14 protein-coding genes are annotated in these 14,251 nt (G+C 62.9%); 4 read left to right on the top strand and 10 right to left on the bottom strand.

All coding sequences use genetic code 11. The features are described 5' to 3' along the window. The 3 genes from EHS43_RS21075 to EHS43_RS21065 form a co-directional block, all read right to left on the bottom strand. A partial coding sequence (locus EHS43_RS21075; protein WP_125192325.1) for a DUF2637 domain-containing protein occupies positions 1 to 496 on the bottom strand: 496 nt, incomplete at its 3' end. A 3-nt stretch (positions 497 to 499) separates the two neighbouring features. After that, on the bottom strand, positions 500 to 1,885 hold the full coding sequence (locus EHS43_RS21070) for an FtsK/SpoIIIE domain-containing protein (protein ID WP_125192324.1): 1,386 nt from the start codon (positions 1,883 to 1,885) through the stop codon (positions 500 to 502). A 5-nt stretch (positions 1,886 to 1,890) separates the two neighbouring features. Further along, a complete protein-coding gene (locus EHS43_RS21065; protein ID WP_057603435.1) occupies positions 1,891 to 2,247 on the bottom strand; it encodes a hypothetical protein in 357 nt (118 codons plus the stop codon). Positions 2,248 to 2,414: 167 nt separating this feature from the next. On the opposite strand from EHS43_RS21065, the gene EHS43_RS21060 reads away from it, so the two are divergent. Next, positions 2,415 to 2,825: a hypothetical protein gene (locus EHS43_RS21060; RefSeq protein ID WP_125192323.1), complete on the top strand. Its 411-nt coding sequence runs from the start codon at positions 2,415 to 2,417 to the stop codon at positions 2,823 to 2,825. A gap of 42 nt (positions 2,826 to 2,867) precedes the next feature. On the opposite strand, the gene EHS43_RS21055 is transcribed toward EHS43_RS21060, so the two are convergent. The 3 genes from EHS43_RS21055 to EHS43_RS21045 all read right to left on the bottom strand — a co-directional run bounded on the left by EHS43_RS21055 (position 2,868) and on the right by EHS43_RS21045 (position 5,141). After that, entirely contained in the window at positions 2,868 to 3,596 is a 729-nt protein-coding gene (locus EHS43_RS21055; RefSeq protein ID WP_125192322.1) for a GntR family transcriptional regulator, read from the bottom strand. An 89-nt stretch (positions 3,597 to 3,685) separates the two neighbouring features. After that, entirely contained in the window at positions 3,686 to 4,123 is a 438-nt protein-coding gene (locus EHS43_RS21050; protein WP_125192321.1) for an ATP-binding protein, read from the bottom strand. Positions 4,124 to 4,400: 277 nt separating this feature from the next. Beyond that, on the bottom strand, positions 4,401 to 5,141 hold the full coding sequence (locus EHS43_RS21045) for a GntR family transcriptional regulator (RefSeq protein WP_125192320.1): 741 nt from the start codon (positions 5,139 to 5,141) through the stop codon (positions 4,401 to 4,403). 81 nt (positions 5,142 to 5,222) lie between these two features. Between EHS43_RS21045 and EHS43_RS21040 the strand changes: the two genes are divergently transcribed. Further along, positions 5,223 to 6,320 (top strand): DUF1152 domain-containing protein, encoded by a 1,098-nt coding sequence (locus EHS43_RS21040; RefSeq protein WP_125192319.1) that lies wholly within the window; start codon positions 5,223 to 5,225, stop codon positions 6,318 to 6,320. A 976-nt stretch (positions 6,321 to 7,296) separates the two neighbouring features. Here the strand turns inward: EHS43_RS21040 and EHS43_RS21035 are convergent. The 4 genes from EHS43_RS21035 to EHS43_RS21020 form a co-directional block, all read right to left on the bottom strand. After that, positions 7,297 to 7,842 (bottom strand): hypothetical protein, encoded by a 546-nt coding sequence (locus EHS43_RS21035; protein WP_125192318.1) that lies wholly within the window; start codon positions 7,840 to 7,842, stop codon positions 7,297 to 7,299. A 10-nt stretch (positions 7,843 to 7,852) separates the two neighbouring features. Then, positions 7,853 to 9,982, bottom strand: coding sequence for an AAA family ATPase (locus tag EHS43_RS21030; protein ID WP_125192317.1), 2,130 nt, complete (start codon positions 9,980 to 9,982; stop codon positions 7,853 to 7,855). A 181-nt stretch (positions 9,983 to 10,163) separates the two neighbouring features. Beyond that, positions 10,164 to 12,371: a helicase-related protein gene (locus tag EHS43_RS21025; RefSeq protein ID WP_125192316.1), complete on the bottom strand. Its 2,208-nt coding sequence runs from the start codon at positions 12,369 to 12,371 to the stop codon at positions 10,164 to 10,166. Further along, entirely contained in the window at positions 12,371 to 12,847 is a 477-nt protein-coding gene (locus tag EHS43_RS21020; RefSeq protein ID WP_125192315.1) for a hypothetical protein, read from the bottom strand. The genes EHS43_RS21025 and EHS43_RS21020 overlap by 1 nt, the downstream gene beginning before the upstream one ends. Positions 12,848 to 13,286: 439 nt before the next feature. Between EHS43_RS21020 and EHS43_RS21015 the strand changes: the two genes are divergently transcribed. Both EHS43_RS21015 and EHS43_RS48985 read left to right on the top strand, forming a co-directional pair. After that, positions 13,287 to 13,580 (top strand): transposase, encoded by a 294-nt coding sequence (locus EHS43_RS21015; RefSeq protein ID WP_185806339.1) that lies wholly within the window; start codon positions 13,287 to 13,289, stop codon positions 13,578 to 13,580. A 30-nt stretch (positions 13,581 to 13,610) separates the two neighbouring features. Beyond that, positions 13,611 to 14,060, top strand: coding sequence for an IS3 family transposase (locus tag EHS43_RS48985; RefSeq protein ID WP_125192313.1), 450 nt, complete (start codon positions 13,611 to 13,613; stop codon positions 14,058 to 14,060). Positions 14,061 to 14,251 lie beyond the last annotated feature (191 nt).

The raw sequence follows: 14,251 nt of genomic DNA, 5'->3' as shown, positions 1-14,251 counted from the left end.
AAGAGAGAGGGACGGGGGCAGCGGCGGGCGGTGTGGCCGGTTGTGGGTCGGCGACGGGCAGTTCGGGGGCAGTTGGCGTGACGCGGGGCGCGGGTGTCTCGTCCTGCTCCGGTACCGGTGCCTGGTCGCGGTCCGGGGTGCCGTGCGCGAGGAGTGTTCCGCCGAGGAAGGCGACCGCGGGCCATCCGGCGACGAGGATGCGCAGCCAGGCCGGGACGTGTCCGAGGTCGAGCAGACCGGCGGTGGCGACGTTGGCGCCGAGTGACGCGGCCAGGGCGACGATGAACCAGCACCAGCCAGCGGCTTTCGCTGTACCGGAGCGCAGCCGCCGCCACGCCGCGACGAGGAGCAGGTCAACGCTGATCGGATAGGCCCACGCTTTCCAACCGTCCTGCCCGGCCGCCGCGGCGAGGTCGTGCAGGTGGGCGAAGGAGAGCGCCGCGGCGATGGCCGCCTGGATCAGGATGGGGTCCAGGCGGATGCCGGAGGTGCGCATTGATCAGTCCCCCTGTGCGTCGGCGGCGAGGCGCGCGGTAGTTACCGGTTCCGGGCGGTCGAGGGCGACAGGCGGGACGTACGGCCGGAAGGGCGTGAGCGCCGGAACGTCCGGGGCGAGGTGGGCCGTCTCGCGGCAGGTGGCCGCAGCAGCGGCGAGGGACAGGTACGGAGTGCGGATGCGGGACCAGCCGCCGGAGGTGTCACCGGCCACAGCCAGGCCCGGCAGCTCGGCGGCGATGGCGCAGGAGGCATCGACAGCTTCCGGAGCGATGTCCCCCAAAGCCATCTTGGCCGACGCTTCGTCGTTGACGCGGTGGCAGACGCGGCCGGTGAGCTGGGCCCGGAGCATGGTCGCGCCCTTGCCCAGCTCGGCACCGAAGCGCTGCCCGCACACCTCCAGGTAGATGCCGGCCGCCCGGCCCAACTGAGCGAGGCGGATGAGGTGGGTGACCATCTCGTCCCGGCGTTCCTCGTCCTTGCGGGTCGCGACGAGGAAGAGTTCGGCCACCTCGTCGATGAACAGCACGATGTGGGTGGGCCGTTCGCTGTCGGGCAGGCCCCAGATGTCCGAGGTGATCTCCTCGTCGCGGGTGCCGGGAGCGATGCCCTGCCGGGCCTTGATGAGGTCGTATCGGTCCTCCATTTCCTTGACCAGGACGGGCAGCAGCTCGGCCGCCTCGTCCGGGTCGGTGGCCAGCGCGGTGAAGCGGGAGGCAAACGGGGCAAGCTCGACGCCCCGCTTGCAGTCAATGCCGACCAGGGCAACGGGCTGTCGGGCGAGCCCGGCAACCAGGTTCCGCAGGTACATGGACTTGCCAGACAGCGTTGCGCCGAGGACGAGTCCATGCGGGACGGCGCGGTAGTCCCGTAAGAACGCGGTCGCGTCCTCCCTCAGAGCCACCGGCACCCTGAGGAAACCGGCTCCGGTCCGCCGCGGCATCCGCACCTTGCGCAGGACGTCGAAGCCGATGAGACGCAGTTCGACGACACCAGGCTTGACGTCCTTGACGTACACGCCGTGCACGCCCCAGGCGTGGCGGAGCCGTTCCGCCGAGGCGAGGACGTCGGCCGGTTCCTGGCCGGGAGCGAGGCGCAGCCGGACGCGCAGGCCAGTCGTAGTGGGCCGAATGATGCCCCGCCGAGGCGGGACCGGCCGGATCTCCCGACGGCTGGTCGCCTTGATGGCCAGCACCCGCAACCGGGATGGCTCGACGGTCAGACCGCAGGCGTCCATGGTCGAGGAGTACGAGGCCAGCAGCCGAGCCACCGAGACCGGCAGCCCGACCGTGCACCAGTACGCCGCCGGGTTGGCGTGCCGGACGTATATCGCGCCGCCCATCGCAGCGAGAGGTACGCCCAGCTCGGCCAACGAGATCAGGTCCGCCACGACGATCAGCCCGCCTGAGCGACCGGGACCGGGAAGGCACCCGGCGCGATCGCGGTAGCGCGGTAGGCGATGCCATGCCGCTGCTGGCCGTTGAACACGCTCTCCCACGGCCGGGCGATGAGCCCCGGCAGGGAGACGGGAGCGCCGACGGTCAGACCCTCCGTCACACCGCTTTCGGGAACGGTGACCTGGATGAGCGACGAGTCCCCCTCGTCGATGAAGACGACGCCGACGGTCATCAGCGCCTCACCGCTCACGGCGTCCTTGGCGATCTCACCGGTCTGCCGATCACGCACCTTCGGCGCCGGCGCTTCGGTGAGCAGGATCGTCGCGGTCGAGGCGTCAACGCGGATCACACGCACAGAGAGTTCTCCTTCTGAGACGGATCAACCCGCCACCTGACAGGTTGACTTAGCAAGTTCGAAGTTAGGGATGCCAAGTTGACTTGTCAAGTGGCTTACCGTTCGTCAACGAGCGAATGCGGTAACGCAAGCGCACCATGAAATCAGCCACACGGAGGAGGGCGGACATGGGCAGAGAACACCGTGCTCAGGAGCCGCAATCGTGGGATCCACGCGAGCCGCAGACACCCGCACGGCCACCGGATGGCTGGGCAGCACCGCCACAAGGTCCCCCGGCGGGCAGTCCGCACCATGGCGGAACACCACCGCAGCCAAAGAAGCGGCGCCGCATCTTCCTCTGGATCTTTCTCGCCATCCAGGTTCTGTTTTTGATCTGGGGGATCACAGGCGCCGCGAGCGGCAGCGGCACTCCCGAAGACTGCCGAGGGCTAACCGGCGACAACCTGAAGCTGTGCGAGGACGCCGACGACGTCGGAACCACAATCGGCGTGGGACTCATCATCGGACTGTGGGCGGCAGTCGACGTCATCCTCGGCTTTACCTATGTCGTGTACCGACTCGCCACACGACGTGCGTGAGCTTCAGCCGTCCCAGCCAAGCCGCAGTGGGCGCCCCCAGGTTCAGCCGAGTCGGTACGTGTCTTCGAGTTCCTGCCGGTCAGCCGGGAGGATCACGTCAGAGACTTGCAGCGCCTGACCTGAGGCGTCGCACGCGACAACTAGGACGCTGAGGACGGGCACACCGTCCGGCAGCTCCAGGAGATCGGCCTCAGAACGCTCGGGTAGTCTGGCCGACACCCGTTCCGTCACGTGATCGAAGCGAACCTTTTTTCGCGTCTCAAGGTGCTCACGGGTACCGCCGGTCAGGAGTTCAGCACTCTGCAACTCGGTGCCGTCAACCAGGCCGGCGGGGAAGTAAGACGAGACGAGCTCGACAGGCTCACCGTCCTCCACAACCAGGAAGCGGCGCATGAGGACCTTGGCTCGCTTAGGCAGGCCGAGCGCTGAAGCAACGCGCGCGGGAACCGGTACCTGATCGACAGCAATCAGGCGTCCTGAACTCTGCGATTCATCGCGTTCCAGCACTTCCCGCCCGCGGCGGTCCCCCTGCTCGACAGCGGTCGGCCGACCGCGCACGATCGTTCCGTATCCCTGCCTGGACTCCAGCCAGCCATCTCGCTTCAGCAACTCAAGAGCGCGCACGACCGTCGGCCGGGACATACCGAAGGCCTGCACCAGCTGATTTTCACTGGGCACCTTCGAGCCCGGAGGGTACGTGCCATCCTCGATGCGACCCTGGATCGTCTGGGCGAGGCGTACGTACTTGGGTGCCTCCACTTCATACGCCATGAACGCCGCCCGTCGGGATTGGCCAAGTCAACTGGTCAACCAGACTAGCGATAAATCCGATGGCGCAGTACCGGGTGCCTGCCCCCGCCTCAGGAAGGCCAGGCATCGGCCATCACGAAGGAGACGACCGTTCCGCCGAAACGACTGGGCCCACAGCGCCAGGAGTCGGCGATCGAATCGACGAGAAGCAATCCGCGTCCGTGCGCATCGGCGGCGTCCGGTCGCCGTAGCCGGACCCTCGCCGGAAAGCCGGCGTTGTGCACCTCGACCTTGAGCGAGGTGCCTTCCCGGAACCACTCCACTCGCACTCGCCAGACCTCGTCCGACTGGCCGTAACGGATGGCGTTGGTGACCAGTTCCGAGATCATCAGCACGCAGTCGTCGACCGAGCAGGCCGGGTTGTACGGTGCGATGAACTTGCGGAACCAGCGCCGGGACAGAGCCGCGGACTCCGCTACGGGGTACAAGGTCATCGCCCCGAGTCGCGGTGAGTCCTCAGAGGGATAGCGGTCGATCATGTAGGCCATCCGTGCTCACTCCTTGCCGCTACCGTCGCAGTCGAGGCAGCGCCGATTCGATGCGGCACGGGCACGGTCGTTGACGGCGGAGAGCGCCAGGGCGGAGCGCGAGCTGACCCGCTTCCAACCCCGACCACGGCATGCCCGGCAAACTAAGTGCCCGCCCTGCACCGACCCCTGACTCGTCACGACCGCACCCCCTTCTCCAAGTGGCCTTAGCCACTGAATGGATAGTGGCATTAGCCACTTGGAGGATGCAAGCCGTTCGCTGAAATGGCGCGATTCATCAGGTGAGGGGGTAGCCCTGCTCGAACGCCCAGCGCTGCGGTGGGTAGGTGGCCTCGGCGAACTCCAACGGCCGGTCCTGCAGGTCGAAGACGACGTGGTGCACGACCAAGACCGGTGATCCGGACTCGAGTCGCAGGTCCGCCGACTCCTCTTCGGTCGCCTGCCGAGCACACATGCGGTCCTCGGCGTAACTCCCCTGCCGTCCGGTCGCGTTCTCGACATACATCAGCGTGCCCTCTTGGATCCGCTCCGGGTCCAGCAGCTTGGGCGCTCGCTGCCCGACGTCAGGCGCGAACCACGATGTGGAGAGTGTGATGGGGCCGTCCTGGTTGTTGGTCACGCGCCGGCGGTGCACTGCCCGACGATCCTTCCCCAGCCCCAGCGCCTCAGCGACGTAGTCAGGAGCATCCAGCCACCCGGCCGACGTGATGACCGCGTACTCACCAGGCGTGTAGATCTTCCCGGTCTGCCGTGCCCGCCCGTACAACTCCCGTGCACGTCGGTTCACTTCAAGACTGCGCACATACGTGCCCGACCCCTGCCGCTTCTCGACGAGCCCCTGGTGGCTCAGTGCTTCCAGGGACCGCGCCGCCGTCGGCCTGGACACCTTCCAGTTGGCCGCAAGCTGCCGTTCCGAGGGGACCTCGTCCCCTGGCCTCAGGTCGCCCCGAAGGATCTGATCGCGGATGTAGTGAGCGATCTGGAGATACTTCGGCTGCGCCTCTTCGATCTGAGGCATGTCCCCTCCTCGTCCAAGTGGCTATGGCCTCTAGCCACTATAGGGTCGGTGGCCAGACCCCGAACCCGTAATGTTGAGCACATGACGCGGTTGATCGTCGCAGCAGGAGGAGGGGGCGACGCAGTCGCCGCCGCAGTGCTTGACGCCGTCTTGTACGGCGACGACGGCCAGGCGGTGATCCTCACGTATGCGTGGGACCGCCTGTTGGTCGACCCGGTGCCGGGCCCCCGCGCCCCTTCCGACTTCACCGGCCTACGGCAGCTCACCAAGACCGTGTGGTCAGTGCCAGCCGCGGCCCACCCGATCGCCCCGGCAGGATCCACCCTGCCCCGGCTCGCCGCGGAGCTCCCCCACACCTTCGCCCTGATCGACCCGCACCATGGCGCCGAAGGCGTAGCGCGCCAACTCGAAGAGGTGATAGCCCTCTTGGCGCCGACCTCAGTCGATCTCCTGGACGTGGGGGGAGACATCCTCGCGCGAGGCGACGAACCGACCCTTAAGAGCCCTCTTGGGGACGCTCTGACCCTGGCCGCCTGCTGTCAGGTGAACGCTCCCGTGCGGCTCCTGGTGGCCGGCCCCGGCCTGGACGGCGAACTCCCGGCCGACGACGTACGCAGCATGCTCGGAACTCTGGTGCACACGTTCGCTCCGAAGGACACGGAGCCGGTGAGCGACGTTCTGGAGTGGCATCCGTCCGAGGCCACGGGAATGCTAGCTGCGGCAGCGCGAGGGGCGAGGGGCGTCTGCGAGGTACGCGACGCAGGACTCCTCATCCCACTCACAGATGACAGTCCGACAGTGCACGAAGTCGACATGGACGACGCTCTGCACCGCAACGAGCTGGCCCGCGCGGTCCTGTCGACCACCAGCTTGGTCGAGGCCGAGTCCTGCAGCCGAGAGATCTGCGGCTACTCGGAGATCGACTACGAACGCAACAAGGCAGCCTGGCTCAAGGACCAGCCAGCGGTGAAGCTCGATCCGGACACCGTGCTCTCGGAGCTCGATGCGTTCGAGGACGAGGCCCGAAGCCGCGGAGTCACCCACACGACCTTCCGCCATCTGACAGAGGTCCTGAACCTCAGCGGCACCCAGCGGGACGATCTACGCCAGCTGCTCATCAGCAGCCGACCGGAGCGGTACTGTGCGCCGCTTTGGAGCATCCCAGCCGCGACTGAGTAACAACCTTCTTCACCGGTTCAAGGCGGCTCGCTCCGCTCCCCGCGCGCGGCCCGACCCCCGGCCGGGCCTGCGCTCCTGTCTCCGCCCCGCTCCAGCCCGGCCGGCGCCCGCACCGCGCAAAGAATGGGGGACGCCGCACAGGTTGAGACTTCTTCACCCATCCACACGCCGGGTTCATCGAGTCGCTCTCCTGATTGGGATCCGTCCTCGAGACAGAGCTCGTCGTTCCTGCCGACGACTTCGCTGTCTGCACCTGCGCAGGCCACCACGCGTCAGCAGCCGGACTGGTCTCTCCCAGACGACTCCGGCCGCCGCACAAAGAGCTGCACCGCCTCAAGCGATACGACCGCCTCCTGCGCCAAGTCTCATACTTGTCCGCGCAGATCAGCATCATCCGCGGCGATCCCAACCAGGTGTCGTATCTCAGAAGCGCGACGAGGACTCCAAACACGTCCAGGCCGTCATTGCGCTGGCACGACATCGCACCAGCGTGTTGTGAGCTGTCGTGCTCGACGAGCGAGCCCTAGCACTCACCTCAGCCATCAAGCAACCTGCCTGACTCACCTCACGGCCACAAAGCCTGTTACGTGGTTGAGGCCAGTGGTGGTGCAGCGAGACACACGCGCGCGTGGATCGGTCGGCCCACCCGCCGTCGTGGCTGGCTTTCGCGGGCTTAGGCGCAGACAATCTCTGGGACGAGAGCCACCCTCGCTCCCGGAGCCCCACGCCCTGGCTCAGGCATGGAGCGCTTTCAGCGTGGTGGGCTCCAGGCGGGGCCCTCAGCCGCAATGACGAGAGGCGGTTGGGTGCAGCGGGCTCTGCGAAAGTGTGCCAGGCGTTCAGCCACGCAACGAATATTTCGACTGATGCTCACGCCGCAGAAGGGGGTTGCGCGTCTACGGAGCACGAAGGTTCCGACTTGGCCATCTCACCACCAGACCCACACACCGCTACCCTGAGGGCTCGCGCCGACCAATCACTCGATAATCATATTAAGCAGACCCAGTAGTGGATCCTGAACCTGTGAGCCGTCTCCAACTTCTCTCTCTGCACACTCGACTGTGTCAATAGCCGTCATGACAAGGTCGCGGATGCTGCTTTCGTCCTGCGAGTGCTTTCGGAGCCAGTCGAACCCTGCGTGCGCGTAGCGGTCGAGCAGTGCCAGCTGTTCCGCCATGTTCTCACTGGCCAGCAGATCCATCTGTGACCTCAGAGAATCATCGATGGTTTGGTCAGGAGCGGCGCTTGTCAGAACCACCGCAGCGGTGATCTCGGTAGCGCCATCTGCACCGAAAAACACTCGGTCCTGAATAGGAAGCACCTCTTTCTTAGAGGTAGGCATTTCCTCCGCGGGCGTAGGCTGATTTAGCGCCATCGCCAGCGTTGCAGCAAATACGTACGCGTCCCGCATCTCCTTGAATGGGCCAGTCTTAGTACTTGCCGCGGCCGATTTCGCTTTGCCCGACGTGACAAGCGAATCAAGGATATCCCTATGAGCCGGATAGATGTTGACATTCGCCATATCTCGTCCTTCAACTGATATTGGTCATCCGTGTTCTAGCATGTGCCACACCTTCGTCTTGAGCGCTGTAGGTGTGGTCCTTTCCGTTCCATCGGACTGTTCGGTTGCTAGAGCTACGCGAGGTCAGTTCCATAATATTGGCGCTTCCCACGCTACCAGCGATCCCCTCCCATACAGCAACGGATTTCGCTGAAACCAACACGACGACCTGAGGCAGCAACCTGGGCAGCGCATTCACCACGTCGGCCTCGTACTCATCATCCAATGGGCTTGTCGGCGAGTCGAGGACGACTGGGAAGCCATGACTCCGCGATGTATCGACGCTCCCCGTACGCTTGAGTTGTTGTTGATTCCGGGCGATCTCCTCGTAAAGCGGAGCCAGCCTTGCGATGGCACCCAGGAAAGCAATCAAGACCAACACCTTCTCGGACTGAGAAAGCGGAATCTCCTCATCTTTCCCTGGAAAACGCACCGTAATGCCGAAATCCTCGCCGACGTGGATTTGATACGGCTTGGCAATCAGATCCGAGTAGGTTGCATTGATTGCCTTCTCGAAATCTTCTCGGCCAAATTGGTTCAGACCCTTACGGGCTGTGTCGAAGAATTTCTTGACCTCGCGAAGGATCTCAATGGCGGCTGTCTTGCGCTTGTGCCCCTCAGATTTCGAGGACTTCTTAGTGTAGTCCGACAGCAACTCTCCGACTTTGGCCGATAGCGCCTCAATTTCGCCTTCAATGCCCTTGGACTCGGCAACGAGTACATCAACGCTCTTCTGCCTCACCATGGCGATCTCAACAGGGCTCTGCCCTGATGGGGGTCGTTCCACATCCTGGGCTTCGGTGAATTCCATGAGTTCACGTGTCGCATTGGCAAGCAACCGTTCAGCCATATCGAGGCACGTCCGCAGCACTGCCTGGAGCATTCTCATGTCGGCACCCTGCTGCGGGCCAGCAACTCCAAGATCTGACGCGAGAGAGGCAATCTCGTTGCGAAGGTTCGCGACCGCCATGTCTTTCTGGGTGGCATGCCGCACAAGCAGAGAGCGAGTCTCCATGCCGCGGACAGCAATCCGCGCGTCGCCGACGTGTGCGCGCAGCCTCTTGATGCGCTCGTTCGCTTCCTTCGAGAGTGGCTCGCCACACAGCGTGCAGCGGCAGTCTTTCAACGTCTTGTCGAGCACCGACTCGTGAATACGCGGAGGCATCAAGCCAGCCTTTTCAGCTAGGTCAAGCTGCGAGATCGCGGAGTACACTGCGCTCTGAGCAAAATGGAGATGCGCCTTGCGGGCCAGGTCGAGGTAAAGCCCGTACGCTCGTTGAGTTGCCACTTCGGCTTGCCGCACGCGACCCGTTCGCTGTTCGTACTCACGCTCCCATTTTTTGATCTCCTCCGGGTTGTACCTCTCAGCGTCCTTTTTCGCTTTACTCGCTTTGTCCCTGGCATCCGCTAGCAGCCCTGGAAGGGCATCACGACGCTCCTCAGCAGAATTGAGCTCCTCCTGAGCCTGCGCATACCTCCGCCGAGCTTCCTCGACGGTGTTGTCACTATAGTTTTTAGGCGGTTTGAGTGCCTCACTCTCTATCGCCTTACGCAGATCCTCGATCGCCCGGTCGTAGATGTCGCCAGCCAGCAGAGATCTGATCGCCTGGCCGATGTTTAGAGAGGATCCCTCGCCAGGCCTGCTCCCCTCCAATACGTTCGCAGTACTGAACGTCTCGGCAGGAAAGAAGAAGAGGTCTTTGAGTGCTTTAGGGAGAATCCGATAAATGTCGTCTTCAACCGCACGCTCACCGTTCTTGGTAACTGTGAGGTCATATTCGCCAGCGGACTGCCTGTGCGCATCGGTTACCCTGCGGATACGGAACTCATCTTTCTCGTGGACCAGGGTAATTTCTACCCAGGTCTCGGCAGACGGATCCATCTCTACAGCATCGACGTTGACCAATTGGCTTGGACTTGCGAAGCCGTCAGTGAACTCGCCGTACAGAGCCCAGGTGAACGCATTGAGAAGGGCTGTCTTGCCAGCACCATTAGGCCCTAGAATTAGAGTTACAGGCTTACGCGGGTCGATAGAGAACTCGACTCGGTGATCACCGTGGAAAGACCGCCAATTACGCATTACCAAAGTCACGAACTTCACTTACGACCCTCCTTAGCCTTCGCCATCTGAAGAGCACGGTTAGCAAATTCGTCGGGTAGGTCACTGCGGTCATCAGAGAACCTTCGCCTATGTTCCGCAGTAACAACGTAATTGACCACCTCCTTCGCCTCAGAACTCAACTCGCTCGCCATTCTCTGCATTTGCTCTTCAAATGGGTTCATCAGGCCCATTCCTCCATTTCGTCGTCCTCAGTCATACTCATCCAGGGCTGATCAATGGGACGTAGACCGTATTCGTATGCCCACTCGATAATTGTCAGAAGAGCCTCGCGGTTTCGTGCCGCCTCGGCGAGTTCAGCGGCGCGAGACAACTCCCCACCAATGAGGCGCTTCTCTGAATCTGATGGCTCGCCGGCAGGTCTAGGCGGCATTACGATGAAGTCATAGATAACAGCGTGCGACTTCGGATTATTCGGATCACGCCGCAAAAGTCGCCCACGACGCTGCACGAATTGCCGAGGGTTCTGGGTAGACGCGGTGATGACACCAATACGCGCTGATGGGATGTCAACTCCTTCGTCTAGACATTTCATAGCCAATAGAGCCTGAATGTCCCCACTAGCGAGGCGCTCCTGAAGGGCCTCACGACGATTCCTGTCTGTCTCACCGTAATAGCACTCGATCCGCATCCCGAAATCCTCGCGGAGCATCTTCTCGGTCTTCTTGAGCGCAGGGAAGTCAGTCTCGGGATTTTTCCCTTCGGCAACGTAAATAATCTGGTGCGTCTGGTCTTTCAAGCCGCTCGCCATCAGCTGCCGAAGTCGATCGTGCTTTCCAGTAGCGTGCTGAGTTAGCCTGGTGCGCGCTCGGATTTGAGCCTCTGCCGCCAGCTCATCCCCCTTGGCGAATGCAGCCGCGATCCGTTGCGAAATCTGCCGATAACGCTTAGCCTCGTCATCGGTTAGCTCGATCCGATAAGGCAAGTAGTCATAAGGTACGAGTGCGTTGTACTGATAGATCGCCTGCTTGATACTGATCGAAACCACGGGATCGCCGAAGTAGCTTAGGAGAGCCTGCGTACCCTCGTCGTCGCCGTGCCGCTTGGGCGTCGCAGAGAGCCCCAGGGTAAACGTGGGATTTGGGGGCAGCGCATCAAGGCGCGCTGGTGTGCCCAGCGAGTGCATTTCATCCCCGATGACCATTATCCGGCCACGATGACGGGCCAATTGCCGCTGCACAAAATGGTCGTCATCAGCGACGTCCTCCCTACGCGGCGTAAGGCTGCCCGCTGTGGTGATTACCATCTCAGCTCGGCGTCCTTGACTTGATCGGGCAGCTGAGAATACAGATTTCAGATGCTCCCGCTGGCTGCTGGTGAGGGCTCCGTGACAGACAGCGGGACGAAAGCCAAACCGCTCGGCCTCGTGACGCCATTGCTCCACTAGATCGATCAGTGGCACGATCACCAGCACGAGCAATGGTTTGTTGGCGTTGGAGGAGTATACGGAGGCTTGCGTCGCGGCGGTCAGGGCGGTGATGGTCTTACCAGTGCCTGTTGCCATAGCGAAAGTGCCACGTCCACCAGCCCGGAGCCAGTCATTCACCGCATCTTGTTGAAACTCGCGCAGTGTGAGGTCGTCAGGTAGCGACGGGACAAGCGACACGCCTTCCAAAGAAAGAGCGATCGACGAGACTGGTTGGTCAGTTTCGGTTATTGTCCGCCCTGCAGACGGCTCGCGGATGCCGAAGTTGGACCGCATAGGATTTTCAATCCAGTCGTTTACCCGCCACAAAGCTACGCCATCAACGCGCTCGTCCCATAGCTGCTCGAACCGATCTCGTTCTTCGCGGGCATACGCGCGCTGCTCCTCGTTCACCCAGCTACGATGCAGCGGAAACGACTCCGAATGAAGCCTAGCTCCGCCGATGGTTTCATTCGGGCTGCCGGTGAACGTCATCCAGTTACCGGCCTGGTCAGAGAAGACTCCGATCTTCTCATGGAACAGTGCGTAACTGTGCGTATGCTCCCGCAGTGCAATGCGGACATCCAGCCGGCCTGTGGCGACCATCCATGTCAGCAGCTTCAGCCGGTCCGCTAGCACAGGGCTGGGAATCGGCTGCAAGACGGCTCGTCGAAGCCCCTCCTTAATGTAGTTCTTGAGTTCCTCGCCCTTACCCATTGCCGCCAGCTCATCGTCGCTTAGGTGAGCAGGGGACGTAATGAGCCGCATCATGCCGCCGTTGAGAACGAACCTGTCAAGAGAGGGCGCAATTGCCGCCAGAATGCCCGCAGAGAAAAACCCAACAGCCCGATCGTAATTTCGCGACCGGGCGAAGGCAGGGACATAGAAATCTTTGATTAGGTCATCTGGCGGCGAGTTGTACCGGCGCTTCCACCTCGGTTCCCAGGAGGGCAAGTCGTCAGTCATCACGCGCCTTTCAGGAGGTCAAGCAAAGGATCCTTCACAGGATCGTGGTCTCTGCCGTCGCCGTCATACCTCCGAGGCTTGGGAGAATCCAGCTGAGCGTCCATCCCCGGCAACGGAACGTCGGACCTTTGGGGCTGCATGCCTGAATCGCCAACTAGTGTCAGCAACAAAGCGGTCAAGATGTCTACGGCGCTCTCTCTGCCGCACTGTCGTATATTACGCAAATCGGCGATGGTCATCCCCAGCAGCTGATCGAGGCGCCTAAGATGATTCTTGCGTAGCAGGTTTCGTGCTCGCTGGGTATGGCAACGGACGTCGACCTCGTCGCCTGTGGTCGTCGAGCGCCCCAACAACGTGCCTAGGTCGTTGGGGGAGTCGACGCCCACGAGGATCCGAGCCCATGCCTGTGCTGTCGCCACGCGCATCGTGCCGGCAGGAGCCGCGTCCACGTCGACGACCGCCTGCTCATACTCCACGTTCTCGCCTCACTCCCCGCGATCCCTCAACCCACCATTGTTCTCAGCCTGTCTCCACGTCACCAACACGCTGGCGACTGATACCTCGATACTCTCCCCCGGACACGACAACCGCGCCCACGGGTTGCGCCAGTCGTGTGTGAAAAATTAGCGTAGCGATCACTGTGACACGCAGACTCCCCAGAAGGTTGTCCTTGAGTACTCGTCTGTGAACCAGCCTGCCTGGCGTCCCACGCGGCCCAAACAACAGCCATCGCCACCGGGACAACACCAGCAACCTTCCATCCCAGTCAGGGCACCGGCAAGACGACGGTCATCGATCACCACACGTTTAGGGTGCCAGCCGCCCAGCCCGGTGCAACAGGATTGGGCTTGATCCGCTTTGGCGGACATCCGAGATCAGGGGTTCAGCCCCGGGAGGATGTCCATCATGGAGAGCATGGGGAAGAAGAAGACTCGCCCTCGTCGCTCGTTCACGCCGGAGTTCAAAGCAGAGATCGTCGAGCTGTGCCGACGCGGTGACCGCTCGGTCGGTCAGATCGCCAAGGACATCGATCTGACCGAGCCCGCGGTGCGTGGCTGGGTGAAGCAGGCCGAGGTCGATGCGGACGAGCGGGATGGCCTGACCAGCAGCGAACGCGAGGAACTGGCCGCATTGCGGCGGGAAAACCGTCGTCTGCTTGAGGACGTCGACATCCTCAAGCGGGCTTTCTTCGCGAAGGAGATCCGGTGACGGTGCACCCGGTCTTCGAGGCGGAGAAGCGTGCAGGTCACAGCGTTCAAACGAGCGCGTGAGCTGCTGAACGTCTCCCGGACCGCCTTCTATGCCCGCCGCGCTGCCAAGCCTGGGTCCCGCGCGGTCCGTGACACCGAGCTGACGCAGCAGATCGCCGACGTCCACACGCGATCGCGGGGAACCTACGGCGCCCCGCGCGTCCATGCCGTGCTCAAGCGGGCAGGCGCCGGATGCGGCCGCCGACGTGTCGCGCGGCTGATGCGGGCTGGGGCCTGCAGGGCCAACACCGCAGATGACGGCATCAGACGACGGTCCCCGGTCCACGAGCCGTCCTGCGGCCCGGCCTCGTCGTCCGGGACTTGTGGGCGCGAGATAGTAGCGTCGTCCAACCGTCTGATCCCCCAGGCAAAACTGTCCGAGACTGGCTCACCCGTAGGGCTAGCTAGCCCTACAAGGCAACCCTCTGATCCTCCATAAGGCTCAGATACACCGATCCCCCAGGGAGTCTGCCTGGAGGATCAGTGGGGTCGCGTCAGAGGGTGGAGCCTCCCCCTGAGTGGTGGACACGCTGATACTGGATCTGCTTGATCCGGAGGAAGCGAGAAGGCCGCCGATGGCGATGAAGGATTACTCGGACGAGTTCAAGGCCGATGCCGTGGCCCTGTACG

It is taken from the genome of Streptomyces sp. RP5T (assembly GCF_003933965.1).
Lineage (GTDB): Bacteria > Actinomycetota > Actinomycetes > Streptomycetales > Streptomycetaceae > Streptomyces.
The sequence above is the reverse complement of the archived record's forward strand: the minus strand, read 5'-3'. Positions and strand labels throughout refer to the sequence as shown.